Here is a 25,313-nt window from a genome sequence, read left to right as displayed (position 1 = left end):
ACCATTATTTATTTTTTAAATACCAAATAAAACCAATATGTATCTCCAAAAGAAGCAGCCATTACATCCCGAAAGTTAAGATATCCGCGTTTGTCATTCATGTCTTGGTTGAATGCTCCATACCTCTGTTCCACTTTCAGACCCACTCCCTTATGTGCCCACAGGGCCGGCTGCTCTTGAAACAAAGCAACGATTGCCTCCTGATGACTAATAGACAAAGATGGCCAAACCTTTGTGTGATAATATTTTTCATATAAAGCATTAAACTTTTTCAGTGTTTTACCTAATATATGATATCCCAATAAATATTGAAAAGCGATCTGGTTATTTGGATTGTTTACAGCCAGTTGTTCTAACGTTTTTAATATCGTAGAAGAAACGGCATATGTGCCTTTTCCTATCAAAGCCTTTCTTTTTCCTCCTAGCAATACATCTTCATTCACTAACTTATCATTATACAAATATTTTCGTTGTTCATTAGCCCATTGGCGATAAAACAAAGTACGTTCCAAGATATTAATATATTTTTCTGCTACCGGATAAGCACCAAATATCAGATTAGTTTGTACCAAACGTTTTAGAAAATAGGAGCTTCCGGTTATTGACGAAACATATCCTTCAAATGCAAACTTCTGTGCCGAAGCAATATCTCCTACATGAAAACAGATTTCAGTTAAAACGACTGCACAAGGCAAAGAACTGTCCCAGTTCGGTAACAAGCATTCTTTACTGAATTGAGGATAATGAAATAATTTATCCCCCAGCTCACCTTTACTGGCCAATGCCAGATTTAAAATATTTATTGTTTGCAGATTTGCCTTTTCTGATGAAAACATAGCTATTATTTTATCCCATTGCTCAGTTTTCAAATAATAATCTTGCTTCATATTCTCTTGCCATACCGGCTTTCTTTGGCTTTGTATCCAATACAAGGAGAGTAAAACCGGAAGTAACTGACAGGCGACAACTACAAAGTCTTTCACTCCTGATAAGTTATTTTTCTTTCTCAAGTAACCGGTTAAAACAATACAGACAGGAAAAGCAATCCATGAATAATAGATCATTCTGGAAGTCAAAAGCGGTTCGTAATAAAAATCAGGTAATAAAATCATCCGGTATTCTCCTTGCCAAGCCAGATAAACAGATAGATAAAATAGGAGAATCAACTCCAATAATATCAAGAATATATAATACCAATACATTTTACGATAAAGGACTTCCTTAAGAAGTATACTTATTCCAAATAAAAACGCAACTGGTCCTGCCAACCCAAATAAAACCAGTAACAAAAAACAACCTATAAGAAACCGAAATCTAAAAACCTGTACACTTATATACAAAAGAAAAAAAACGAGCATCAATAGGTAAGACACTGTACCTTGCAATCGATAATTCATATCCAAATGCAAAGGTAAAAGTGATAACACAGGTAATAAGGAAATCAAATAAGAAAAATTATGCGGAACAATTTGCCTGCAAATTCGTTGCGTCAACACCCCTACCATTAACAATAAGACTGTCGTAATCAATGCACCAACATACGGCAATCTATAAAACTGAGAAAGAAAACCTGATAGATAAAAAGCCAATCCGCCCGGTTGATTTGATGCATCTGAAAAATAGTCCCATGTTAATGGAAATATTTGCAATTGCTCTATATAATAGAAATAGAACTGGTATTCGTACTGCAAAAAGAAGAAAAAACTACAGCATACAATTCCCCAAACAGTAATATCTTTATATTTCATAATAATATTCGTTAGCTTAAACCTCTATTATTAATAAAGACTCAAAACTAACGAACACCCCTTAAACAAATGTGATAAATTTATTCCGTTGTCGGAAACGATGCAATACGTAGACGGGCAGCTCCCATCGGAACCAATGTTATTTCGTCTAATGTATCTGATTTCCTGGCATCTTCATATGGCAGCACACCGCATAAACCGTATTCATCGATCTTCCATTCCGGAATAAGACGCCCCTGTGTCTTAAATATCAAAGGAACATTTGTCAATGTAAATGGGTTATTATCAAAAGGCCACTCTTTGCGTTGAACAGAGATTGGAGCATTGATCTGCAGTGCATAGTTCCACGGGCTTGCCGGGTAAATCTCATAAGTAGGCCATGCAGAAGCATCGGCACCCTCCTGCCATTTTGAATCGCCAATAGCAGTTTCACGACTGTCTTTCTGTTGATAATCTTCATCTATCTTTAAAGACAAAGTCAGAGGACCATAATCGACACTGACACTATTTTTATTAACCTGCCACTGGCGATAATTAAATGTCATGGGAACCGTAAGAACGATTTCATCTGCATCCGACCATTCACGCGTAATTTTTGCATATTTACCAGCTATCAAATCAACACCCAGCTTCTGACCATTCACAGCAACCGATGCATCTTTACACCACGACGGGATACGTAAATAGAGTGGGAATGTCACATTTTCCGGAGTCGTCAAAGTAAAACGAACCGTTTCCTCAAAAGGATAATTTGTTTGTTCTTTTATTGTCACTTCAGTTCCGCCTCCGACTTTGACTTTCGCCTGACAAGCATTATATAAGACAGCAGCCATTCCGTTATCCGGTGTCGCATAAATAAGATTTTCGGTATAATAAGGCCAGCCGAAGCCATGATTATGCTGGCAACAACGGCTACTGAACGGATTCATAGAAAGAAATGGTCCGCTATTATCAATACCCGGATGATGATTTTTAGAGTCACTTACAATATGATTCGGGCTGGTTATATAACGAAGAGCTTTGTAATCAGGCATCAACGCCGCCGGATAACTATTAAATGCTACATCCTCACAGTTTTCTGCCCAATAAGGATCACCACTGATCTGAAGCATAATTTCATCAGAAGCCATCTGTTCCACAAAGCCACAGGTTTCAGTACCTTGTCGGGGATCAAAAAAGCCGATACGCGCATTTTCATCTGCTCCGAACATTCCTCCTGGTACCTGTCCGAATGCCCTGCGTACCAGGCTTTGCACATTATAACTGGCTGATAACATAGAAGAATCTCCTGAAAACAGGTAATAAGTAGCCGGTTCACGGAAACACTGTGCTACATTTACATTATGCCAGTTAGGCAATTGAGTCGATTTCGTCCAGTCAGCCGTATTTTTATGTATTTTTTCACCTAGCGTAAGTAAATTCTTATCTCCGGTGTGGTTATATAGCCATACGACACTCCAAAGATTGTCTCCACCACGGCTATTCTCCCAATAACTATATAAGAAATCTTCATCCGGTACAGTAAGCAGATAATTACAATACTTTGTCATAAAATCGATAATTCGTTCATCGTTCGAATATTCATAATAAGACTGCATAATCCACAGGACGATCATATTCGGCCAAAAATCCTGTTTACCATCATTCAGATGCATTGGACCGAAGTTTCCATCTTCCCGCTGACTTTTCAAGATACTTTCAATCCAGAATTTAGCTTCATTCAGCATCTGGTTATCCTGAACGATATAAGCCAGGTTTGCATATCCACGGAGCCAATAAGGAACTTCCTCCCAGCCCCACTGTCCTCCGGTTTTCAACCAGGCATTATCCTTCTTTTGTAACCAGGCACTGATCTCTCCCAAATGTCCGTTCAGACCATTTTTCTGCAACTCCAGTTGTTGCTTCAACCATCCTTCCGGCTGAATGGTACCGGCAGGGAGTTTAATAAATTGTTGAGGTTGTAAAGGAGCTCTGTTACTCACATAAAAATCATTCTGTGTTGAAGTTGACAATCTATCAACCTGCTCCACCAAAGTGTCTTGTGGTGCCGTACAAGCACCACAAATCAGAGAAAGGAACAATATACTTTTCTTCATAATATAATTATTTTATTTCCGGATAGATAACCGGAAGATTTATTGATTCATCAATTGAGGAAAGAAAAAGGTTTCAGGTAAAATACGAAAGTGGCTAAACCCATCTTGCATATTCTCCTGTAAAGAAACAATTGCCGTTTGTCTGGGAGCCACTTCCGAATTCGAATGATGGGTATGGAATACATAGCGCATAGTTCCTTTCCCGTCCATAAATATATCTCCATGACCGGTCCCATTATGTTTCAATAGTTCACGGCTAATAATCGGATTTCCTTCATATTTCTTCCAGGGCCCATAAGGCGAACGGGAAGTTGCATAGCCTACCGCATAATCAATATTTCGGAAATCATTGGCTGAATAGAAAAAGTAATAAAGACCCTCTTTCTTAAGAATAGTAGGTCCTTCAGAGACAGGCCATTCCGAATGCGCTGTATTTTCCCAACCTTCAGTTGCAGATATACACTCTTGAAGCGTATTTTCCTTTATAGCAGTAAGATCCTCATTCAATTCAGCCACAAACAATCGATTCCCTTTTGTCAGGCGAACATGATACAGATATATCTTACCATCCTCATCAAAAAACACATACGGATCGATCTGCTTGATTTCAGCCGGGAGTTTTGCTATTTTATTCTGACGAAAAGGTCCCAAAGGACTATTGGAAGAAGCTATGGCTATAAACTCGTCAGCTGTATAAGCCATATAATATTTTCCTTTATAACGAAATACCTGAGGAGCCCAAAATCCCTTCGATCCAAATGAATCCCCTTTCTTTAAAACATATCCGTCAGAAGCTCCTTTCGGTCCTTCCCACATTTTCAAGTCTTTAGAGGTATACACCTGAAAACCCTGACTGGAGTTTCCTCCGGTACCATACAGATAATAAGTTCCGTTTTCATAAAAGATAGTAGGATCTGCCAAATAAATATTCTGCCCGTGGATAGAAGCAACTCCTACCCCAAAGAATACCCAAAATAGTAATAATAATTTATTCATGGAATTGAGAATTATTTATAAAACGTTTTCTTTTACAAAGATAGACTCAAAAGAACGCTATATCCCCTAAAAAATAAAATTTTTTTACCACAAATATGAATAAGAATCCCCCAAATAAACTCTGATCTTCTTAAGTGCTATTGTTATTTGTCCCTCCACCGTCTTCTCTGAAATATGAAGTTGTTCGGCAATCTCTTTATTAGTCAAATTCTCTTCCCTACTTTTCCTGAATACCTCCCTACACTTTTCCGGTAAAAGACATACGGCCTCCTCTACCAAACGGTACAATTCCTGGAACTCGAGATCCGAATTATAATCTTGTGCCACTTCACTGATAGAGAGATCCTCCAAATAGACCGGAATTTTTTTATCACGGATATAAGTAAAAGCCTTATTACGGGCAGCCTGAAAGAGATAGGCTTTTAATGTTAACTTTATCTCAAAACGTTCGCGATTTTCCCATATATAGGTAAAAATATCCAATACCAACTCTTGCGACTTTTCCCGGTCATGAATATAATAGGTAATGAAGCGCTCCAATGAATCAGTATACTGATAAAACAAATGCTTAAAAGCGATTTGATCACCCTGCTTTATCAGTTTTAGCAATAATATATCGTCGTTGTTACTGCTCATCCCTAAATTCATTGATTGTTTTTACAGACATCAAAGATACACAAAGATTCAATCTATCCTTAACAAAAGATTCTTTTATTTAATATTTACGCTTTAAAACATAATATTTGTTCCTAAATACGTTCCAATAGAAAATAAAAAAGTCTTATAAACTTATAGCTTATAAGACTTTCTATATTCAAACTGTGATTCCGGAGCGATTCGAACGCTCGACCCACGCCTTAGAAGGGCGTTGCTCTATCCAGCTGAGCTACGGAACCATCCTTATTTGCGGTGCAAAGGTAGTACTATTTTTTAAATATGCAAATCGGAAAGCCTTTTTTTTCATTAGAAGGGATAACCTACGGCAAAATGCCAGGCAAAATTACCCTTCAGATTAGGATTCAGAATAGCCCAGCGATCTTTACCCCTTTCCTGAGGATTATACGCCTTCATACCCGTATCAAAACGAATCAGGAAGAAGTCGAAATCAAGACGCAAACCCAAACCATAAGAGACGGCTATCTCTTTATAAAAACGGGAGAAATCGAAATTAGCATTTTCACGATCCTTATCCTTGTGCATAGTCCAGATATTTCCGGCATCCACATAAGCAGCCATTTCAAACTTCCAGAACATCTTTGTACGATACTCCATATTCAGGTCTAACCGGATATCGCCCACCTGGTCGGCAAAAGTACCATCCGGACTGATCTTCATACTTCCCGGCCCCAGCGAGCGGACAGACCATCCACGCACACTATTTGCACCTCCTGAAAAGTAACTACGCTCAAACGGTAACATCCTCGCATTTCCATAAGGATAGCCGACTCCTACTCCTGCATGAAAAGCCAGTTTATTACGACTGTCCAACACAATACTTTTACTAAAATCGACATCTCCTTTTATAAACTGGGAATAATTGATACCGAATAAACGATACAGGCCATCCTCATCCTTCTTCGCATTTGTCAGTTTGGAAATCGCATAAAGCATATTTCCCGCCATTTCAAACGATACACGCAACGAATGCGTATTTCTTAAGCGGTTCTGAGGATTATAATTGCTGAATGAATAAGTATATCCGGACCCAACCACAAACTGGTCGGTGAAATTATAACGCTTCATCGACTCAGGCAAAGTAGCCTGAAAAGTAGAATCGATCTTCGGAATATGCACATAATCTATGTCCAATAACTTAAACGTGTGACGCGCCTGCATATTTGAACGGTCCTGCCAGATATAACTCCACCCTCCGGACAGAATCGCACGGCGATATTCAGGACGTGTCTGAATACCGTAACTAACCTTAAATTCGGTGGATGCACGAATCTTCCGTTTAAAATTATCACTTACGAAAGGAAACAAAAAGCGAGGGAACAAAATGGAAGACTCTGCCCCCAGCTCCCAGTAACTACTACCATCCGACTGGGAAGACAACGCTTCGTAAGCACCACGCACCTTGGCAGAAAACACTTCCGACCCTTTAAAGAAATTCCTATGCTGGTAATTTACACTCGAAGCAAAACCAAAGTCACCGGCCGAGTTCGTACCTTCCAAGTCGACACCAAAGCCTTGCAGTTTGGCCGGTGAAGTCAGAATCGTACAATTCAGCTTCATCGTATCCCCTTCCTCCACTTCCGAAAAACGTATGTTTACATTTCTCAGTGCCCGAAGGGCGGCAAAAGAAGAATAAGTCTGTTCCACCCCCCGCTCATTGAACAAGCGACCCGGAGTAATATAAGTACTCTTACGCAAAATACTCGGGCGAATACTTCTTCCGCTCTTACCATATAATATTTGTAGATCACCGACTTTCACCGTATCAGACGAAGTCAGTTTTAAATCACTCTGCACCTGATTCAACGGATCATAATCTGTAACGATCGTAACATCCTTTATATAATACTGGCGATGCAGCGTATCGATAACCGAACCATCCGGTTTAAGCTGGCGATACGGCTTCAAGACCATATCCAGATCCACAATATTCCGATTATAAGAGCTATCGGCCAGATAAGCCAGATAGTCGCGGTTGAAAGCATAATAGCCCCTCCTGCGAAGCAACGTCGTGATCCGCTGACGTTCCTTATCCAGGACATCCCGGTCAAAGAGTGCACTATCCTTTATCAGGGAATTATAATCTTCCGGAGAAATACGGAAAGCCGACGACACAGCTGAACGCCGGGGAGCCTTTAAATGAGCGATACTGTCGATCTTCGGATCATCCAGATTCATCGTATAATTATGTATCCGGTAAGGTTTATTCGAGTTAATCCGGTAGGTGACCACCGCCTTTTTTTGCCTGGACGTATCTATCGTAGCAGCGACCTCGGCATTCACATATCCTTTGTTGATAAAGAAGCGCCTCAACTCGTCCGTCGACTGATCCACCAGAGTAGTATCGAGAATAACAGGCGGTTCGCCAATACGACGAAGCTGTTTACTCAACCACCGTTTCTCATTCCGTCCCGACCAATCGTATACAAAAAGCTGCCACTTCATCAGTCCGAACACCTTAAAGTTAGGCTGCTGCCTCAGATAAGGCTTCAACTCATTGGCTTTATAGGATTTATTATCGGAAACGATTTCTACTTTATCCAGCAGATATTCTCCGTCACCGACATATTTTGTCGTACTGCAAGCGGCCAGTATCCAAGCAAGGCATAGGAAATATAGTATATGGAGGATTCCCTTCATCATTCAACCTTTTACGCACGCAAATGTAGCTGAAATTAAATAAATTCCCTTACTTTTGCTTTGTAAAAAGAGTAAAGATGCTGAGTAAGTCTAAAGTAAAACAGATCCGTTCGCTTGAATTAAAGAAGTTTCGTAACGAGTTAAATGCATTTGTTGCCGAAGGGAATAAGCTCGTGGCCGATATGTTGCACGCATTCGAATGCGACCTCCTGATAGCCAAACCATCCTGGATGGCAACACAGGGAGATATCCCCGCTAAAGAGTTACTGGAGGCCGACGATGAAGATATCCGCAAAGCCAGCTTCCTGAAAAATCCGCAGGACGTACTTGCCGTCTTTAAACGTCCCGTCTGGTCTCTGGAAGAAGCAGACCCGGCAAACCAACTGATTATCGCCCTCGACGGGATACAAGATCCCGGAAACCTCGGTACAATCATCCGGCTGGCCGATTGGTTCGGGATCGAACATATCGTATGCAGCCAGGATACGGCAGACGTATTCAGCCCCAAGACCGTACAGGCGACTATGGGTGCCCTGGTCCATGTGAAAGTACATTACACCGACCTGCAAGCCTACCTGCAAGCGCAACATGAAAAGAAAATCCCCCTGTACGGAACCTTTCTCGACGGAGAGAATATGTATACGAAAGAACTATCCGGCACAGGCATCCTCATTATGGGAAATGAAGGGAACGGCATCCGTCCGGACATCGAAGCACTTGTAAACGAAAAGTTATATATCCCCAACTATCCGCAGGAGCGGGAAACCTCAGAGTCGTTGAATGTGGCAATCGCGACCGCAGTGGTCTGTGCTGAGTTCAGACGTCGCGGGAGTAAAATGGGTTAACCGGAAGACGGAAACCGGACTACCCTCCGTCACGTTATCGGCCGCCGATACCCATTGGCCTGGCACAAAATCTCCACCTACCGGAACAGTTATACCTGCCGGTACAGGGATTAATGTACCATCATAAAATTCGGTATTTGCTATTTCCTGTTCCAAAGGATATACACCGACGAAACACCCTTCCGCATCCAACTCGAGGTAATGCATACGGAACCATTTCTTCCAGTATATATAATGCGAAGCAATCCTGCGCATACAAGGATTATTTTACAGAATCTTTATTGGCTATGTTTACAGAGTCTTTAGGAACAGACAACCGTCCGTAATTGTATCGCATCAGGTTCAGACTGTCCACATAGACTTTGAAATAAGAAGTCGAGTCATCTTTCCCATCCAGACGGATAAAGCCATATACGCTCTTCACCTGCTTGGTCGGCAACGTACGCAAAGTCGTTTCGTGATAACCGTCTTTCAACACCTTATCATTCACGGTAATGATCGTATCCCCCTGATTAGCGCTCAAGCGGATTTCCGGGTGATTCTTCATATTAGCATTCAATCCCCAGACACGCATTCCCAGGACGAAAGTACTGCCGGAAGGATAGTTTGTCTCCGGTTTGATATCGATAGTCACTCCGTTAAACAAGGCATTCGGTTCAAAGGTAAGATAAGTCAGTCGCGGCCAGATATCCACAGAATCCTGTTTCGATACCGGAGCAGCACTAGCCTGTACGTCTCCCAGCGCTTTCTGACGTTCATTCAATTCCGCCAGTACCAGATCGTACACCTGCATATATATATCCAGGTTACGGCCATACCATACCAACGAGCTGTCGTAAACGGCCTGTTCTATTTTATGTTTGCGGAACACCCCCTGATAAAGCGCCTCCTTTTTTGCATCATCACTATAAGTCTTATAATCGGTATTGATCATAGCCTCTGCCAGCTGCATATCGAGCAAGACGGCCTTCATCTCTTTTTCAGAGAGAATACCATCGGGCACCTTACTGCATGAAACCAGTAAAGTAGCCACCAACAAAGCGATGCCATATCTGCGCAAATTGTTCCGCATTTATTTCTTTTCTTTTTCTTTCGAGAGACTGTCCGACAAAGTATGCCTGTAAAATATCAACAACAGAAAAACACCTACACAGATAGCCGAATCTGCCAGGTTGAAGATCGGACGGAAGAAGACGAACTCCTCTCCTCCCCAGATCGGGAACCAGTCCGGAAACTCTGTCTGAATCAACGGGAAGTAAAACATATCCACCACTTTTCCGTGCAGCCAGGTGGCATACCCACCCTCAGCGGGCATAAGTGAAGCGACCTGACCAAAACTATGGTCGAATATGACTCCATAAAAAATAGAATCTATTATATTACCGATAGCCCCTGCAAATATCAATGAGACACAAGCAATAAAACCAAAACTGTACTTCTCCTTCACCAGCTTATACAGGTAATAACCGATAAAGCCGACCGCCACGATGCGGAATATAGATAAGAACAACTTGCCAATCACTTCAATTCCGAAAGCCATTCCCGGGTTTTCGGTAAAGTACAGATAAAACCACGGGGTGATTTCTATACTTTCATGCAGTTGCAGATGTGTCTTGATCCAAATTTTGAGAGCCTGGTCAAGAAGAAGGAGCAGCATTACAATAAACACTGCTCCCCAACCTTTTGAAAATTTCATTTATCTTTTACCTCCTTGTTTTGCTTCGATACTCAAAGTAGCATGAGGTACGGCACGCAGTCTTTCTTTCGGGATCAGTTTACCCGTTTCACGACAAATGCCGTAAGTCTTATTTTCGATACGGATCAAAGCTGCCTGTAAGTTCTGGATGAACTTCATCTGACGCTGTGCCAAACGTCCGGCCTCTTCTTTCGATAAGGTTGCGGCGCCTTCTTCCAACACCTTGAATGTAGGTGATGTATCAGCCACGTCGTTACCATCAGAATTGGTTACACCCGATCTCAACAACTCATAATCCTTTTTTGCTACCTCTAACTTCTCTAAAATAATGGCGCGAAACTCCTCGAGTTCAGCATCCGAATATCTTGTCTTTTCTGCCATGGTTCAATAATTTTAGGTTCAACATTCATAATATATACATCAGGCGATCCAATGTCGCAGTCCAAATATACGATAATATTTATATGCAGCAAGGGACGCCTTTCTTTTTTAATAAAAAATTCATTCCTTTTCGATACGAACCGACAGGTTGAAGTCTTCAAAATCAAGCACAGTTGCATCGCTTATTGCATGATCTGTAATTTCAACCGACACAGCCAGTACCTGGTTTGCTATATATTCATTATACTCTTTAATCGCTTCATCCATTTCATCGGAAGAAAGAACCGTAACAGTAATCTTATCCGTGATATCATAACCATTGCTCTTACGCAGGTTCTGGATACGGTTCACCAGTTCGCGGGCCAATCCTTCCTTACGCAAGTCTTCCGTTACTGTAATATCCAGTGCCACTGTCAGGCGTCCTTCGTTGGCAACCAGCCATCCGGGGATATCTTCCGAAATGATTTCCACATCAGCCAGTTCGACTGTTGCGTCCTGTCCCTCCACACTCAATGTGAATGTTCCGGCAGCTTCGAAAGCAAGGATATTTTCCTGGCTCATGCCCTGGATAGCGGCAGCCAGGCTCTTCATGATCTTACCGTAACGCGGGCCTAACTTCTTAAAGTCCGGCTTGATACGTTTCACCAGGATACCGGCGGCGTTATCGACAAACTTCAGTTCCTTCACATTCACTTCGTTCAGGATCAGGTTCTTTACCGCCTCGATGCTTTCCTGCTGGTGAGCATCGACAACGGGTACCATAATCGTTTGCAGCGGCTGGCGAACTTTGATATTCACCTTACGACGCAAAGCCAATACCATAGAAGATACATCCTGTGCCATCTTCATACGTTCTTCCAGATCCTTGTCGATCAATGCTTCATCATATTTCGGGAAATCCGACAAGTGAACAGACTCTACTGTCTCACGTCCAGTAACGGCAATCAGGTCGCAGAACAACTGATCTCCATAGAACGGAGCGATCGGTGACATCAACTTGGCGATCGTTTCCAGGCAAGTATATAATGTCTGGTAAGCAGACAATTTATCCGTTGTCATGCCTCCACCCCAGAAACGGCGGCGGTTCAGACGTACATACCAGTTACTCAGGTTATCGTTCACGAATTCAGAGATAGCACGTCCGGCACGCGTCGGTTCGTAGGTATCATAGAATCCGTCGACATCCTTCACCAATGTATTCAACAACGAAAGGATCCAACGGTCGATTTCCGGACGTTCTTTCAGAGGGACATCCGGTTCCGAGTAATCGAATCCGTCCACGTTTGCATACAGTGAAAAGAATGAATACGTATTATATAATGTACCGAAGAATTTACGGCGCACTTCATCCATACCGTCGATATCGAACTTGATATTATCCCATGGAGACGCATTGGTGATCATATACCAGCGCAACGGGTCGGAACCATACTGTTCGATCGTTGAGAACGGATCGACGGCATTACCCAGACGTTTGGACATCTTGTTACCGTTCTTATCCAATACAAGGCCATTAGACACAACCGCTTTGTAAGCCACACTGTCGAATACCATCGTTGCCAGTGCATGCAAGGTAAAGAACCAGCCACGTGTCTGGTCTACGCCTTCAGCGATAAAGTCAGCCGGATATACCTCGCGACTATCCAGTAACTCCTTATTCTCGAACGGATAATGGATCTGGGCATAAGGCATCGCACCCGAGTCGAACCAAACGTCGATCAGGTCAGTCTCACGCTTCATCGGCTTACCGTTGTCAGAAACAAGGATCACCTCATCCACATACGGACGGTGCAGGTCGATCTTTTCGTAATTGTCCTTATTGTATTCGCCCGGATTGAAACCTCTGTCCTTATATGGATTAGACTCCATAAATCCGGCTTTAACAGCGTTGTCTATTTCGTTGTACAACTCTTCTACCGAACCGATACATTTTTCTTCCGTACCGTCTTCCGTACGCCAGATAGGCAGCGGAGTACCCCAGTAACGGCTACGGCTCAGGTTCCAGTCCTGCAGGTTTTCCAACCATTTACCGAAACGGCCTGTACCGGTACTCTGCGGTTTCCAGTTGATCGTATTGTTCAGTTCGATCATACGGTCGCGGCAGGCAGTGGTACGAATAAACCAGCTATCCAGCGGATAGTATAATACCGGTTTGTCGGTACGCCAGCAGTGCGGGTAGTTGTGTACATGCTTTTCGATACGGAACGCACGGTTCTGCACCTTCAGCATCATACATATCTCGATATCCAATGTTTCGTCTTTGTCCGTTTTTTTCGGATCGTAAGCATTCTTTACGAACTTACCCTGGAACGGATCGTAATCGGCTGCATTCATACGAGTCTGTACGAACTCAGGATCAAGATCTTCCATTAGATAGAACTTACCGGTCATATCCACCATCGGGCGATTATTACCGTCCTTATCGACCATCATCAAAGGAGGTACACCGCTAGCTTTCGCCACACGGTCGTCGTCCGCACCGAATGTCGGAGCGATATGAACGATACCTGTACCATCTTCCGTTGTTACATAATCACCGGTGATCACACGGAAAGCACCTTCTCCCGGATTTACCCAGGGGATCAACTGTTCGTAATGCATACCGGCCAGTTCCGGGCCTTTCCACTCGCCAACCACCTTGAACGGGATCAATTTATCGCCGATCTTATAGTCTGACAGTTCCAGTTCTGCAGCCTTCGGATTGAAATGTGCATCCATCAGATCCTTAGCCAATACGACTGTCATCGGCATACCTGTATACGGGTTGTAAGTCTGAACAGCCACATAAGTGATATTCGGGCCTACGCAAAGTGCCGTATTGGAAGGTAATGTCCATGGAGTAGTCGTCCATGCCAGGAAGAACGGATCGCCGAACTGTGCCATTTCCGGCTTCGGATCGAGGATATGGAATTGTGCCGTACAAGTGGTATCCTTCACGTCGCGGTAGCAACCCGGCTGGTTCAACTCGTGTGAGCTAAGACCTGTCCCGGCAGCCGGTGAATACGGCTGGATGGTATATCCCTTGTACAGTAAACCTTTCTTATATAATTCTTTCAGCAGATACCACAATGTTTCGATATAACGGTTATCGTAAGTGATATACGGGTTTTCCATATCCACCCAGTAGCCCATCTTGTCGGTGAGGTCTTCCCATTCTTTGGTAAACTTCATCACATCGCGGCGGCAAGCTGCGTTATAGTCAGCGACAGAAATCTTCTTACCGATATCTTCCTTGGTTATACCCATAGATTTCTCTACGCCCAGCTCAACTGGCAGGCCGTGAGTATCCCATCCTGCCTTACGGTTCACCAGATATCCTTTCATGGTCTTGTAACGGCAGAAAATATCTTTAATCGAACGAGCAATAACATGGTGAATACCCGGCATTCCGTTTGCAGAAGGCGGACCTTCATAAAATACAAACGAGGGGTATCCTTCACGGATTTCAAGACTCTTATGGAAGATGTCGCCATCCTGCCATTTCTTCAACACCTCTTTATTGACGTTCGACAAGTCGAACTTAGAGTATTCGGTAAATTTCTTACTCATATCGCGTTATTTTTATCAATCTTCTAAAAATGCCGCAAAGTTAGTGATTTAATTCTAATTAGACAATAAAGAAATTTACCAGGAAATGACATATAGGTTACAACACTAAAAAGTCAAAATTTGAACAACCCGTTTTCATCCAGGTTGATAGGCAGCATGGCGGAATTGGAGGCATATTCTTTGGGTATAGCCTGCTTGATACGTTGCAGATCTTCTTTATTCAGGTCGATATCAACCGCCTTGACGGTGTCATGCAGCTGGCTGACTGTGCGGGAACCAACCAAAGCCAATATATCATCACCCTGCGCCAATACCCATGCGATGGCTAATTGCGACACGGTAACGTTCTTCCCGGCAGCAATTTTTTTCAATATATCCAGCCGTGAAACAGCCTGTTTCAACTTTTCCGCAGCCTGCGACGGCATTCGTTGGCTCAATGTTGCCAGTTTTTCTGCCGGGTTGCTACCTCCGATCACTCCATGGAACAGGTTGGCAAAAGTAACAATCCCGATACCCAGTTCGCGTGCCGTGGGAATCAGGCTTTGTTCGATCTCCCTGTCGAGTAGTGAATACCGCACTTCAACCAGGCTGATCGGGTGAACGGCATGTGCACGACGCAGTGTGTCCGCATCGATCTCGGTAATCCCGACATTACGCACATAGCCGGCTTTTACCATATCCGCTACCGCTCCGATCGTCTCTTCCACCGGGATATGCGGGTTGATACGGGCGGGTTGATACAGGTCGACATAATCCGTCCCCAACCGCTTCAGTGTATAAGCCAAATAATTCTGTACATTTTGAGGACGTACGTCGATACCATAAAAACGATCATCAGGAGTAAGCATCCCACCAAACTTGACAGAAATAAAGACATCTTCCCGCCTACGAGTTTTCAACGCTTCCCGGACAACCAGTTCGCTCTCACCGTGACCATAGAAATCCCCTGTATTCAGATAAGTTATTCCACTGTCCAGTGCAGCATGTATAGTATCGACACCTTGCTGAACATCAGCCATTCTCATCGCCCCTAAACCAATACGGGAAAGGGTAATGCCATTCGTTTCTTTATTCAAATATTTCATTGTTTCGTTGTTTGATATTATAAACTATGAACTACAAATTTCCGATAAATCTCTTGAATATAACAGTTCCATATATGTTTGTTTTTGGTCATTATCTGACAAAAACACAAAAAACTATATAATTATCAGATAAGCCATATAATCCGTATGAATTTAGCAAACCAGAGTAATCTACCTTTCAAAAAATTATGGTTATCTTTGACCTCATTAAAAGGTGACTGCTATGAAATCGACCTTAGTAAAGTTATGTGATCGTATGAATGAATATGAAACGAAATATCGAAAAGGAGGCTCTGTATGTTTGACAAAAATAAGATAGATAGCAAGATTATGGAGTTCGTGGTCTTCGCCATCGAATGCGCAGCACAAAAGACAGGTATTCCGGCTCCAACACTTTATAATCGATTGGAAAAGGTCGATCTTATTTCCCGCTATCTAATCGAAGGATATGATATGCTTCATACTCAAAGTCGTGAATATATTGCAGACACATTGATAGAAGCCCTTGATAATTGGGAAAGTTATTATAAAGAAAAAGGAGAATAAGCGATGACAGATGTTTTAGTATGGAATAAATATAGCCGTATCGTAATGCAACTGGCCGAACGACTGAAAATATCTCCGGTCAAAGCTTTGCACTTGTTTTATAACAGCAAAGCATATGCCCTTTTACTCAATAAAGAATATCCTTTAATAACAATGAGCGATGCATATATTACAGATGAAATCATAATCGAATTACAGCGACAACAATCCTGAAACAGAACACATGATTTTTAAGCCCAATAGGCATTTTTTCGTCATAAACTATTGTTTATTCCGTTGCATCTACTATCTTTGCAGTATTACAGAAAGTGCAGAAACTATGGCGTTAGGTTCTGTTCTGTAGAAATATTTAGAATAAGGCATTTTAAAATATTATCTCAGTACCTTGTAAACATCCCAACATACACGACGTAATTGAGATAGTAGCAACAAAATGCCCATGTTGTTTGTATATACATAAGTTATATATGATATGACGTGGGCTGTTGCTTACTATCAGTGCGTCAAGGTCGGGATACCTACAAGGTCTGAAAGTAGCAATAGCACCACGTTTTTTTATGCCTTTTCAAGCTATACTTTTTACTACAACGCATTTATATGTTAAACAATCATACAATCAGTAAAAAGGAATAGTGAAGAGGGGACTCTGCAACTGTCCGGTTCGGGAGAATAGGGTAGTATCTATTGTATAGCAGTAATATATATCAGATAAAACACTAGTATTATGATAAACTTGTTAACTAAAATTCGTGATTATGTAAAACTTCTCCTCCCCGACGACCAGAAGCCAACCTTTTTGAGCAATGCACTCACAGATCATAAAGCGGCAACATGGGAAGAAGCCAGTGTCGTATCTTCATCTGTAAATATTCCGACGGCTAACGAACAACCTCCAGAAGAGAATAAGGATAAAGAAAGTGATTTTATTATTGAAGCGTTCAAAAGCCTGTCACCCGAGTATTTATTGGTCGTGTCGGAAATGAGGAACTTACTTAATTCCGATCTTAAAAAGATAGTATTCCATGCATTGGCCACCAGATTAAGCGTCGAAGAAGTTGCGAAACATTTAGGTATCACTTCCCTGGAAGTAAAACAGATATTTCAGAATGCCATCACGGATATAAGTATCCAGTCAGGATTTGTCAGGGCCCACCTCAGTAACCGTATTCGAAAAGATATGGAAATCGACCAGTTGAAAGCAAAGATACGCTCATTGGAAGCACTATTGATAAAGGAGGAAATCAAACAACCTGCCAAAAAGAAAGTAACTCTCCAAATACCTTATGAGAAACAAAAGAAATTATTATCCAAACCATTAACTCAATGTCTCAAACTGGAGATGAGGACTATCAATATTTTCAAAGTATTAGATATATGTACACTGGAAGATTTATTGAAATTCACTTCAACCAACGGACTGGCCGCACTAAAGGAGCAACGCAACTTCGGACGTTTATCTTTAAATAAACTGGAAAGGGAATTAATAAGAAAAGGGATCTTTACTCCTGACGGTCATTGTGAACTATATAAAGAGATAACTAAGAGGTAAAATTGATAATTTTTTCTGAAACTGTATAGCAGTTATAAGCCACCCTGCTCGTGAGAGTAGGATGGCTTTTTTAGAAAAATATTCCTTCACGTAATACAAGTATCCTCGTTCTGTATGCCGGTTCGGGACATTGTTGCGACGCAATAGGCGGCCGAAAGCATTTATGGTTGTGTTGCTAAAAGTCAGGTGGCTACGCTTGCGGATACGTTGCATAATCTCAGCAGTGGGCATACAGCTGGTCATAATCGATAAAATGCCTGCGGTTTATCTCACCATTTATTTCTACATACAGGAAACGCCGGCTGCCGGTCGGATCGGATAACAAATCCATATTGTTACAAGTCCCGACAAATCCGGCATACCGTTTCAAAGCCCGCACACTCGATTTGTAGGCACGACGGGCATTCACCTCGGGCTTTTGAAGCAGGTATTTCAGAAAAGACTGACGGGAATTTCCCGTTGCAGTTGCATCCGGTAATAATTCAGTGCCCGCTGATAGGCATGCGCATGAAACCACTCCGCCAACTCACGGCTGGAAGGCAAAGATCCATCCGGCAGCGTAAAAGGGACAACAATCTTCACGCTTTTGCGGCTCGAACCGATAAATGCAAGCATTGTTTGCAGTGAACCGGCCGCCTTCCGCCGTATCTCCACCGCCTCCGTATAACCTGATAGATTATTGATCTCCAACAGAATAAGCCCGTTGTAAGCCTTCATTTCCACAACCTCTTTTTTCTTATTCAATTCGGCGCCGAAAACGATTTTGGGCAGCTTGGCTGACGCCGGACAAGGATAACCCGGAGGATATTCCTCCAGTTTTTCCCGAAATTCTTTTACCGTTCGTCCGGCCACCGGGTCTTTCATCGTTTCTATTAAATCATTAAAGGAAAGCGTCTTAACGGATTTATTTCCGTCTTTGTACAGTGTGATATTCATTCGCTTGTAATTTAAGGTGTACTTTCTGCCTAAAAGTAAGAAAAAAAGCCATATAAAACAAGGCTTCTCTCAATTATTATTTATATCTTTAGTCCGTTATTCCTTCTTGTTTGACAACTGGCAAACGCTTGTAAGACAGTTATCAAATAAGCGTTTGTCAGCTGTCAAACAAGCGTACGGCAATTGATAAACAAAAAAAAGTAAGGCACTTCGGAATTACCGGATAGTAGGTTAAACCATAAATCATAGTAGTTATGTGTGCAAGATATCGAATGGTTCGTAATCCGAACCCTACGGGAGACAAGAAAAAACAGGCGTTGCATCCGCGGGTGGTACCTTATGGAACTATCAGTACAGAGGAATTGATGCGGGATATAGAAGGACGATCCGGATTTTCGGGAGCCGACATCAAGGGGGCTTTGCGGGTGATTGCCGATGCGATGGCCTTCCGGCTGGATGAAGGATATAACGTAGAATTGGACGGCCTCGGCTTTTTCAGCGTCTCACTTGTTTCGCGTCCGGTCATGGATAGAAAGGAGATCCGCAGCGAGTCAGTACATTTCCGCAATGTGAATTTCCGCTGTGGCAAATACCTGAAAAGCAAACTAAGATCGATCTCCCTGGAGCGTATGCCGGAAGGGAAAGGCGTTCTGCCCTCTTTCGATGAACGGGTACGCCGACTAACGGAATATCTGAACACACATCATTATATCACTTGCGGTGACTACCGGGAGCTAACAGGCTGTTCTAAATATCGTGCGCTGGAAGATCTGAAGAAGCTGATAGATGAAGGAAAATTGGAGAAAAACGGGTATAGGAGTACAAGGGTTTATTCATTTCCTTCAGCTGTAAACAAATGATTACAAATAAGATAATATATACAGATGAAGGAATGAAGGATTTTTATTAGAAAACTTTTGTTATAACTTTTACCATATACAATAATATACAAACATGCAGGACTATAATGCTATCTTCGGTAACACTATAGTCCTGTTTATCTGAAACTGCAATTTCACCCTATTCTCTTTTCTCAAAGACAAACCATTCCAGGCTCATTAAATCAGCCTTCTTCATTTCCGGTTCGACCGATTTAAAGACCAGTACCAAGGCATGTTTTCCTGTAACCGGTTTAATTTTTGTCTCATGTATAGCATAAGCCACCTGGCCATCCATCGGGGCAATATCGCATACTCCGAGTAACTCGCCTTGCGGACTATCCAAACGAATCTCTATTTTTGCTGCCCTGTTTTCATTCCATGTCTTACAAACAAAATGGCTGACATCCGTATCGGTAAAATCATAATATTTCCAATAAGCATGATCGCCGTCACGAATGGCAGACAAATACTCCACAGGGATATCATTCTCCGGTCTACGTACCGAAACCATCACATTTCCCGACATCAGACAGGCTCTCGCCGCATCCATCCGATAAAAAGGAGAGATAGGACCACCGATTCCCTGCGTGGTCATTTCTACTTCCGGAATCGTGCCGTCCGGATTAAAAGTGATAGGCTCCAGGCAGGCTTTCCGCATGGTTCCGGTTGCAGTCGCATGGGTAGGACGGTGATAAGCGATATACCATTGTCCGTTGATTTCAGTTATACAACCATGGTTATTCACCAGCTTCCTGTCGCTTCCCCAATTATCGACAATAACCCCTCTATACGTATAAGGACCTAACGGAGATGTCGCTGTCGCATAATCCAAAGTCGCACAGTTAGATTTGCCATGCCGGGAATGGCTTCCATATACCAAATAATAGATGCCGTTCCTCTTCCGGACAGAACTGCCCTCATTGAAAAAATGCGCATTGTATGTCAGCAGACTGTCATGGACAGCCCCTTCTATAGAGAGCATATCTTTGCTCAATTTTGCACCCCTTGCATGCCATTGTCCCCAGAACAGATAGCCCTGCCCGTCATCGTCGATGAATACAGACGGGTCGATACCACTTATCCCTTCTATCTTTTTCCCATCTCTGAACGGACCGTAAGGAGAAGAAGAGACGGCAACGCCTTCATCATCCCCCCCTCCGGCCAGGCAATAGTAGAGATAGTATTTTCCATCCTTATAGATACAATCCGGAGCATATAAAATCCTGTCTGTATAATCGACTTGCTTCCCTAAACCTTCAGTGGCAAAAGAAAATTGCTCCACATGCCAATTCACAAGGTCAGAAGAAGAAAGTACATGATAAGAGTTCGAGCACCAGTCATTACCGGGTTCATCACGTGACCCGTAGACATAGATACGTCCGTCTGGCATCTGCCTGACCTCCGGATCAGCTATATATACTCCCGGAGGTGCTATCGGGTTCAACGCCCGATGAGTGGAAATAGGAAGGACATTGTCACCTTGATTAGACGAGACCTTCTTTTCACTTAGTTGACATCCGGCCAGAAATCCCGCCACAAGCAGGCTACCGGCTCTTAAATAATAGTTCATGTAATCAATAGTTTTTACAAGTGATGATATTCTATATGCTTTTTATACTTAATATCCGCAGAAGAACTCCCTATCATAATCGTAAAGCCCCCAGGTTCCACCACGTACTTCATATTTTCGTTCCATAAACCAAATTCGTTGAACGGGATACTGATTTTCACCGTTTTTGTCTCACCTGGTTCGAGCCAAACCTTCTGAAAACCTTTCAACAACATAAGAGGCGTTACAACGCTCGATACTTCATCCTGTATATAGCATTGTACAGTTTCAGCTCCGACTCGATTTCCCGTATTGGTTACATTCACTGTCACCTCTAACGGAAGCCCTGTCGTCAAAACCGTATCATTCAACTGCGGTTTGCCGTACTCAAAGGTCGTATAACTTAACCCGAAACCAAAAGGGAAAGCCGGTTTATCATCCTCCCGCGACGAACCTAATCCATAACCAGTCAGATAACGGGATTTCGTTTGATAGTAATATTGAGGCACATGACCTGCCGATCTGGGAATAGTGATCGGTAAACGCCCCGATGGATTCACCTCGCCGAACAAGATCTCAGCCAAGGCACGTCCGCCAAACATTCCCGGTTCCCATACATCCACAATAGAAGGTATATGGTTGGTGATCCACTCATTGTTAAGTGGTTTGCCATTAACTATCACAACAATGACAGGTGTACCTGTAGCCACAATACTACGTACCAGTTCCTCCTGTTTACCGTAGAAATCGATAGAAGGGCGATCTGCTGATTCACCATAGGTACGCAATCCCCATTCCGAACGGATCCCGTAACCGCCTACAGCTATGATAGCCAAGTCGCATAAGCGTGCCTTTTCGGTCGCATCAGCAATGGCATAATTGTTCAATTCACCTCCTTCCTGCAACGACAATTTTTGCAGATCAGGATCAGTAGTATTGACAGAGACATCCGATTTTTTCCCTTTCAAACGTCCGCTATTACTATACACCACTTCAATATCTGTTCCTACGTATTCACGGATACCTTCATAAATGGTCGTCACATTGTCATCAGGCTGAGTAAAAGTTCAATCACCCAAAATAGACTGGTTGTCGGCATTAGGACCTGTCACTAATATCTTCTTGTACTTCTTCTTATCGAGCGGTAACAGATTATCTGCGTTCTTTAACAGGATGATCGATTCACGTGCCGCATCCAATGCCAACTGATGCGCTTCTGGAGTACCATAAGAAAAACCTGTTTTCACATACCGGTTTTCAAATAATCCTAACTCAAATTTTACTTTCAGCACTTTTGATACGGCCTCGTCGATACGACTTTGCGGCACTTTACCTTCCTTCACCAACTCCAGCAACGGAGTAATAAACGCATCCGTCGATGAAGAATACATGTGTACATCCAGTCCGGCAAGCATTCCCTGGCAGACAGCATCTTTTTGGTCGGTAGCCGTGCGATGGAGCTTGATCAGGTTTTCGATATCACTCATATCAGTCACATAAAAGCCTTTAAAACCCAGTTCATCCCGCATAATATCGGTTAACAACCACTTATTACTATGTGCAGGAATACCGTTGATATCGTTGTGTCCGGGCATGATAGTCATTACACCCTCTTCGATAGCTGCCTGAAACGGCGGCAGAAAGAAACTACGCAGCATACGCTCTGATATTTCTGATGTAGCATGATTGACACCTCCTATCGAACGTCCTCCTCCTACAAGATGTTTTACGCAAGCAGCCACTTTGTCTTGAAGATTTTTATGGTCTTGATATCCACGAATGGCCTGACGTACCAGTGTTGAAGTCAGGAAAGGACACTCGCCATACGTCTCACCGGTACGCCCCCAGCGGGCATCGTGTACCACATCGATACTAGGTGCAAAAGTCCAATGTACACCCGATGCCCGAATCTCTTTGGAAGCAGCCATGGCAATACGATTCACCAGCTCCGGATTGAAAGTAGCAGCCTGCGATATGGAAGTCGGAAAGATTGTCCGACCGGGCATTTGCGCCAATCCGTGAGCAGCATCCGATCCGATCAAAAAAGGAATTTTCAAACGAGTTTTTTCGGAAAGAGCCTGCAGTTCATTATATTCTTCAGCACTCAAGGTAGATACGACCCACGAACCGACTCCCCAATTGTTCAACAGATCGGAGTTTTCTTTATAGCTTTTGATGTTCCAACCAGCAAATTGATCGAGTTGTGCTATTTTTTCTTCAAGAGTCATTTCATCCATCAAATGCTTCACTCGTTCCTCTATTGGATGAGTAAGATCCAGACAGATCGGTTCTTGTGCATTCAATTGCATAGCCAGCGATAAACTTATACAGCAAAAAATCGATTGTATTCTCATGATTTGATTTCTATCAGATTGAAAAGAGGCTGTGCTATTCAACATTTTATTGACACAACCTCTTTTACTTTATAACTAAAGAGAAAGAATTTCACTAATTCCATCCTTGATTTTGCGTCAACGCCCCATTGGTCAAGTCGATGTCTTTAGACGGAACCGGAAACAAATAATGTTTAGAAGGATCAAAATTGTACATTTCAACATAACGGCGGGGAACACCGTCCACAGTTACTGTCCTGTCGGTAGCTCCGACACCATCCAAACGCATAAAAGCACCGTACACTTCTCCATTCATCCCCTCACCAGAGACTGCCACCGTTTTTTCAGCAACCTTCCAACGACGGATGTCGAAGAAACGCAAACCTTCGTTTGCCAATTCCACACGACGTTCATTACGAACCAACAACCGTAGGGCATCTTCCGACGTATAGTTGGCTTCTATCACACGCCCACCACCGCAACGATCACGTAATTGATTGATAATAGCGAATATTTCAGAAGAAGCAGCAACCCCTTTCGTTTCAAGCAGCGCCTCAGCATGCATTAGCAGTACATCTGCATAACGAAAATAAATAACATCTACACCACCGTCCAGGATTTGAACCATAGCATGATCGCTCCAGTCGCAATACTTCTTCCATACATATCCGGTTGACGAAGGTTCTTTCGCATCATAACGTTGTCCCGGGATACTTTCTTCAGATTCCGGGTCATAGAGAACCCATGTCATAGTTTTCGATTCACGGATCGTAGAAGTCGGATAGATAATAGATTGTGCCAAACGGGGATCCCTATCTTTATAAGGATCTTTCGGATTATAGGTTGAACCATTTTCATGTATCAATCGCCCATCAGCCATGGGGTAAGCATCGACCAAACTTCCTGTAGGAGTAAGCGCACGAAGTGCATCTCCGCCAGACATTTCTTTGAGGAAAAAAGCTTGATTCAATCGGTTGCCAGTAGTGATACTTCCGGTCGTATGAGCATGTTCACGCGCCAGAATAATTTCATCTGCATCTTCGGCATTCCCGTTAAACAGGTCGGCATAAGGTGTTTCACCGGCTATGTTAAGCGAATATTTACCAATCAAATCCGATGTTACAATCAACAGATTACTGAAATCATTTTCCCACAAATAAGCACGTGCTTTCAACGCCTTGCAAGCTCCAGCCGTAACACGTCCTTTTCCAAGTGATTTACCATCTAACTCTCTAATTGCTTGATCGAGTTGATTATGAGCAAACGCCAACACTTCAGTCTTGGGTGTTCTTGTCTGAATTTTGGCTTCTTCCTCAGTTAGAACTTTTTCTATTAAAGGTACATCCCCGTACAAGGCGACTAAACGAATATAACTATAAGCTAAGAAAAAGCGTATTTGTCCGGTAAGCGCCTCTTTTTCTGTAATGTCCAACTCAGAACATTTTTCTATATTTTGCAGAAACTGCCAAGCCATACGGATGTTGGTATAAGCATACGCCCAATTATTATTTACAACAGAAGTGGTTGTAAGATATGAACCGTTACCAACTAATTTAATATCGGTATACCATCCCTCCCAGGCCATGTGGGAGTTATCGGACATCGCTTCGTCGAAACAGGGATGCATCTCATATTCTAACGGGAAAGCACGAGAATATACATCAGCCACAAAGGCACGAACGTTACCGGGTGTTTGCCAAAAAGTTTCCTCCGGCAATTTATCTTCGGGAAGTGCATCCAACACATCATCACAAGAACACAAAGCACATCCTACAAGAAAAGCTATTGATAAAAGTTTATATTTCATA

The 25,313-nt window shown here is 42.7% G+C and carries 22 protein-coding genes, 1 tRNA gene and 1 pseudogene; 5 read left to right on the top strand and 19 right to left on the bottom strand.

What is annotated here, in order from left to right:
• Nucleotides 1-8: 8 nt before the first annotated feature.
• From BQ7394_RS05265 to tamL, 6 genes are all read right to left on the bottom strand, one after another.
• Nucleotides 9-1,748: a DUF6057 family protein gene (locus BQ7394_RS05265; RefSeq protein ID WP_075556407.1), complete on the bottom strand. Its 1,740-nt coding sequence runs from the start codon at nt 1,746-1,748 to the stop codon at nt 9-11.
• Between the two features lie 80 nt (nt 1,749-1,828).
• The gene (locus BQ7394_RS05260) at nt 1,829-3,844 is read right to left on the bottom strand and encodes a beta-L-arabinofuranosidase domain-containing protein (RefSeq protein WP_075556406.1); all 2,016 of its coding nucleotides are present in this window, start codon (nt 3,842-3,844) and stop codon (nt 1,829-1,831) included.
• Nucleotides 3,845-3,883: 39 nt separating this feature from the next.
• Nucleotides 3,884-4,840: a glycoside hydrolase family 43 protein gene (locus BQ7394_RS05255; RefSeq protein ID WP_075556405.1), complete on the bottom strand. Its 957-nt coding sequence runs from the start codon at nt 4,838-4,840 to the stop codon at nt 3,884-3,886.
• Between the two features lie 84 nt (nt 4,841-4,924).
• Complete coding sequence (locus BQ7394_RS05250; RefSeq protein ID WP_075556404.1) at nt 4,925-5,476, bottom strand: RNA polymerase sigma-70 factor; 552 nt, start codon at nt 5,474-5,476, stop codon at nt 4,925-4,927.
• 186 nt (nt 5,477-5,662) lie between these two features.
• Nucleotides 5,663-5,736: transfer RNA gene (locus BQ7394_RS05245), tRNA-Arg, on the bottom strand.
• A gap of 67 nt (nt 5,737-5,803) precedes the next feature.
• The gene (tamL, locus tag BQ7394_RS05240) at nt 5,804-8,158 is read right to left on the bottom strand and encodes a translocation and assembly module lipoprotein TamL (RefSeq protein ID WP_075556403.1); all 2,355 of its coding nucleotides are present in this window, start codon (nt 8,156-8,158) and stop codon (nt 5,804-5,806) included.
• Between the two features lie 74 nt (nt 8,159-8,232).
• On the opposite strand from tamL, the gene BQ7394_RS05235 reads away from it, so the two are divergent.
• Entirely contained in the window at nt 8,233-9,000 is a 768-nt protein-coding gene (locus BQ7394_RS05235) for a TrmH family RNA methyltransferase (protein ID WP_075556402.1), read from the top strand.
• On the opposite strand, the gene BQ7394_RS05230 is transcribed toward BQ7394_RS05235, so the two are convergent.
• The 6 genes from BQ7394_RS05230 to BQ7394_RS05205 form a co-directional block, all read right to left on the bottom strand.
• Entirely contained in the window at nt 8,923-9,255 is a 333-nt protein-coding gene (locus BQ7394_RS05230; protein WP_075556401.1) for a hypothetical protein, read from the bottom strand. The two genes, BQ7394_RS05235 and BQ7394_RS05230, sit on opposite strands and share 78 nt — an antisense overlap.
• Before the next feature lie 7 nt (nt 9,256-9,262).
• Nucleotides 9,263-10,072, bottom strand: a complete 810-nt coding sequence (locus tag BQ7394_RS05225; RefSeq protein ID WP_075556400.1) for a DUF4296 domain-containing protein — start codon at nt 10,070-10,072, stop codon at nt 9,263-9,265.
• On the bottom strand, nt 10,073-10,696 hold the full coding sequence (locus BQ7394_RS05220; RefSeq protein ID WP_075556399.1) for a lipoprotein signal peptidase: 624 nt from the start codon (nt 10,694-10,696) through the stop codon (nt 10,073-10,075). It lies immediately after the preceding gene.
• Nucleotides 10,697-11,077: a TraR/DksA family transcriptional regulator gene (locus tag BQ7394_RS05215; RefSeq protein WP_007657507.1), complete on the bottom strand. Its 381-nt coding sequence runs from the start codon at nt 11,075-11,077 to the stop codon at nt 10,697-10,699.
• Nucleotides 11,078-11,197: 120 nt separating this feature from the next.
• On the bottom strand, nt 11,198-14,626 hold the full coding sequence (ileS, locus tag BQ7394_RS05210) for an isoleucine--tRNA ligase (RefSeq protein ID WP_075556398.1): 3,429 nt from the start codon (nt 14,624-14,626) through the stop codon (nt 11,198-11,200).
• A 113-nt stretch (nt 14,627-14,739) separates the two neighbouring features.
• Nucleotides 14,740-15,711: an aldo/keto reductase gene (locus tag BQ7394_RS05205; RefSeq protein ID WP_075556397.1), complete on the bottom strand. Its 972-nt coding sequence runs from the start codon at nt 15,709-15,711 to the stop codon at nt 14,740-14,742.
• Nucleotides 15,712-16,008: 297 nt separating this feature from the next.
• On the opposite strand from BQ7394_RS05205, the gene BQ7394_RS05200 reads away from it, so the two are divergent.
• The 3 genes from BQ7394_RS05200 (at nt 16,009) to BQ7394_RS05190 (ending at nt 17,806) form a co-directional block, all read left to right on the top strand.
• Complete coding sequence (locus BQ7394_RS05200; RefSeq protein WP_075556396.1) at nt 16,009-16,257, top strand: DUF3791 domain-containing protein; 249 nt, start codon at nt 16,009-16,011, stop codon at nt 16,255-16,257.
• 3 nt (nt 16,258-16,260) lie between these two features.
• A complete protein-coding gene (locus BQ7394_RS05195) occupies nt 16,261-16,470 on the top strand; it encodes a DUF3791 domain-containing protein (protein WP_075556395.1) in 210 nt (69 codons plus the stop codon).
• A 511-nt stretch (nt 16,471-16,981) separates the two neighbouring features.
• Nucleotides 16,982-17,806 (top strand): hypothetical protein, encoded by an 825-nt coding sequence (locus BQ7394_RS05190; RefSeq protein ID WP_075556394.1) that lies wholly within the window; start codon nt 16,982-16,984, stop codon nt 17,804-17,806.
• Here the strand turns inward: BQ7394_RS05190 and BQ7394_RS26610 are convergent.
• The 3 genes from BQ7394_RS26610 to BQ7394_RS05175 are packed head-to-tail and all read right to left on the bottom strand — an operon-like array spanning nt 17,780 to nt 18,742.
• Nucleotides 17,780-18,019, bottom strand: coding sequence for a DUF3874 domain-containing protein (locus BQ7394_RS26610; protein WP_161951778.1), 240 nt, complete (start codon nt 18,017-18,019; stop codon nt 17,780-17,782). The two genes, BQ7394_RS05190 and BQ7394_RS26610, sit on opposite strands and share 27 nt — an antisense overlap.
• Before the next feature lie 4 nt (nt 18,020-18,023).
• Entirely contained in the window at nt 18,024-18,215 is a 192-nt protein-coding gene (locus BQ7394_RS25880; RefSeq protein ID WP_161951777.1) for a VapE domain-containing protein, read from the bottom strand.
• A gap of 23 nt (nt 18,216-18,238) precedes the next feature.
• Complete coding sequence (locus BQ7394_RS05175; RefSeq protein ID WP_075556392.1) at nt 18,239-18,742, bottom strand: BT4734/BF3469 family protein; 504 nt, start codon at nt 18,740-18,742, stop codon at nt 18,239-18,241.
• Between the two features lie 254 nt (nt 18,743-18,996).
• Here BQ7394_RS05175 and BQ7394_RS05170 point away from each other — a divergent pair, with 254 nt between their 5' ends.
• Nucleotides 18,997-19,602 (top strand): HU family DNA-binding protein, encoded by a 606-nt coding sequence (locus BQ7394_RS05170; protein WP_075556391.1) that lies wholly within the window; start codon nt 18,997-18,999, stop codon nt 19,600-19,602.
• A 160-nt stretch (nt 19,603-19,762) separates the two neighbouring features.
• Here BQ7394_RS05170 and BQ7394_RS05165 read toward each other — a convergent pair whose 3' ends face one another.
• The 4 genes and pseudogenes from BQ7394_RS05165 to BQ7394_RS05155 form a co-directional block, all read right to left on the bottom strand.
• On the bottom strand, nt 19,763-21,193 hold the full coding sequence (locus tag BQ7394_RS05165; RefSeq protein WP_075556390.1) for a family 43 glycosylhydrolase: 1,431 nt from the start codon (nt 21,191-21,193) through the stop codon (nt 19,763-19,765).
• Nucleotides 21,194-21,207: 14 nt separating this feature from the next.
• Complete coding sequence (locus BQ7394_RS26605; RefSeq protein WP_394333689.1) at nt 21,208-21,498, bottom strand: fibronectin type III-like domain-contianing protein; 291 nt, start codon at nt 21,496-21,498, stop codon at nt 21,208-21,210.
• Between the two features lie 84 nt (nt 21,499-21,582).
• A pseudogene (locus BQ7394_RS26600) lies at nt 21,583-23,400 on the bottom strand (glycoside hydrolase family 3 protein); the annotation flags it as partial.
• A 220-nt stretch (nt 23,401-23,620) separates the two neighbouring features.
• Complete coding sequence (locus tag BQ7394_RS05155) at nt 23,621-25,312, bottom strand: RagB/SusD family nutrient uptake outer membrane protein (RefSeq protein ID WP_075556389.1); 1,692 nt, start codon at nt 25,310-25,312, stop codon at nt 23,621-23,623.
• Nucleotide 25,313 lies beyond the last annotated feature (1 nt).

Origin of the sequence: Parabacteroides timonensis (assembly GCF_900128505.1) — a bacterium.
In the GTDB taxonomy this organism is placed as follows: domain Bacteria; phylum Bacteroidota; class Bacteroidia; order Bacteroidales; family Tannerellaceae; genus Parabacteroides; species Parabacteroides timonensis.
This window is presented reverse-complemented; position numbering and strand designations above follow the sequence as displayed.

Excerpts from the sequence above, each read along its gene's own strand:
- BQ7394_RS05265 (WP_075556407.1), bottom strand. The coding sequence starts at position 1,748 with ATGAAATATAAAGATATTACTGTTTGGGGAATTGTATGCTGTAGTTTT.
- BQ7394_RS05260 (WP_075556406.1), bottom strand. The coding sequence starts at position 3,844 with ATGAAGAAAAGTATATTGTTCCTTTCTCTGATTTGTGGTGCTTGTACG.
- BQ7394_RS05255 (WP_075556405.1), bottom strand. The coding sequence starts at position 4,840 with ATGAATAAATTATTATTACTATTTTGGGTATTCTTTGGGGTAGGAGTT.
- BQ7394_RS05250 (WP_075556404.1), bottom strand. The coding sequence starts at position 5,476 with ATGAGCAGTAACAACGACGATATATTATTGCTAAAACTGATAAAGCAG.
- tamL (WP_075556403.1), bottom strand. The coding sequence starts at position 8,158 with ATGATGAAGGGAATCCTCCATATACTATATTTCCTATGCCTTGCTTGG.
- BQ7394_RS05235 (WP_075556402.1), top strand. The coding sequence starts at position 8,233 with ATGCTGAGTAAGTCTAAAGTAAAACAGATCCGTTCGCTTGAATTAAAG.
- BQ7394_RS05230 (WP_075556401.1), bottom strand. The coding sequence starts at position 9,255 with ATGCGCAGGATTGCTTCGCATTATATATACTGGAAGAAATGGTTCCGT.
- BQ7394_RS05225 (WP_075556400.1), bottom strand. The coding sequence starts at position 10,072 with ATGCGGAACAATTTGCGCAGATATGGCATCGCTTTGTTGGTGGCTACT.
- BQ7394_RS05220 (WP_075556399.1), bottom strand. The coding sequence starts at position 10,696 with ATGAAATTTTCAAAAGGTTGGGGAGCAGTGTTTATTGTAATGCTGCTC.
- BQ7394_RS05215 (WP_007657507.1), bottom strand. The coding sequence starts at position 11,077 with ATGGCAGAAAAGACAAGATATTCGGATGCTGAACTCGAGGAGTTTCGC.
- ileS (WP_075556398.1), bottom strand. The coding sequence starts at position 14,626 with ATGAGTAAGAAATTTACCGAATACTCTAAGTTCGACTTGTCGAACGTC.
- BQ7394_RS05205 (WP_075556397.1), bottom strand. The coding sequence starts at position 15,711 with ATGAAATATTTGAATAAAGAAACGAATGGCATTACCCTTTCCCGTATT.
- BQ7394_RS05200 (WP_075556396.1), top strand. The coding sequence starts at position 16,009 with ATGTTTGACAAAAATAAGATAGATAGCAAGATTATGGAGTTCGTGGTC.
- BQ7394_RS05195 (WP_075556395.1), top strand. The coding sequence starts at position 16,261 with ATGACAGATGTTTTAGTATGGAATAAATATAGCCGTATCGTAATGCAA.
- BQ7394_RS05190 (WP_075556394.1), top strand. The coding sequence starts at position 16,982 with ATGATAAACTTGTTAACTAAAATTCGTGATTATGTAAAACTTCTCCTC.
- BQ7394_RS26610 (WP_161951778.1), bottom strand. The coding sequence starts at position 18,019 with ATGCAACGTATCCGCAAGCGTAGCCACCTGACTTTTAGCAACACAACC.
- BQ7394_RS05175 (WP_075556392.1), bottom strand. The coding sequence starts at position 18,742 with ATGAATATCACACTGTACAAAGACGGAAATAAATCCGTTAAGACGCTT.
- BQ7394_RS05170 (WP_075556391.1), top strand. The coding sequence starts at position 18,997 with ATGTGTGCAAGATATCGAATGGTTCGTAATCCGAACCCTACGGGAGAC.
- BQ7394_RS05165 (WP_075556390.1), bottom strand. The coding sequence starts at position 21,193 with ATGAACTATTATTTAAGAGCCGGTAGCCTGCTTGTGGCGGGATTTCTG.
- BQ7394_RS05155 (WP_075556389.1), bottom strand. The coding sequence starts at position 25,312 with ATGAAATATAAACTTTTATCAATAGCTTTTCTTGTAGGATGTGCTTTG.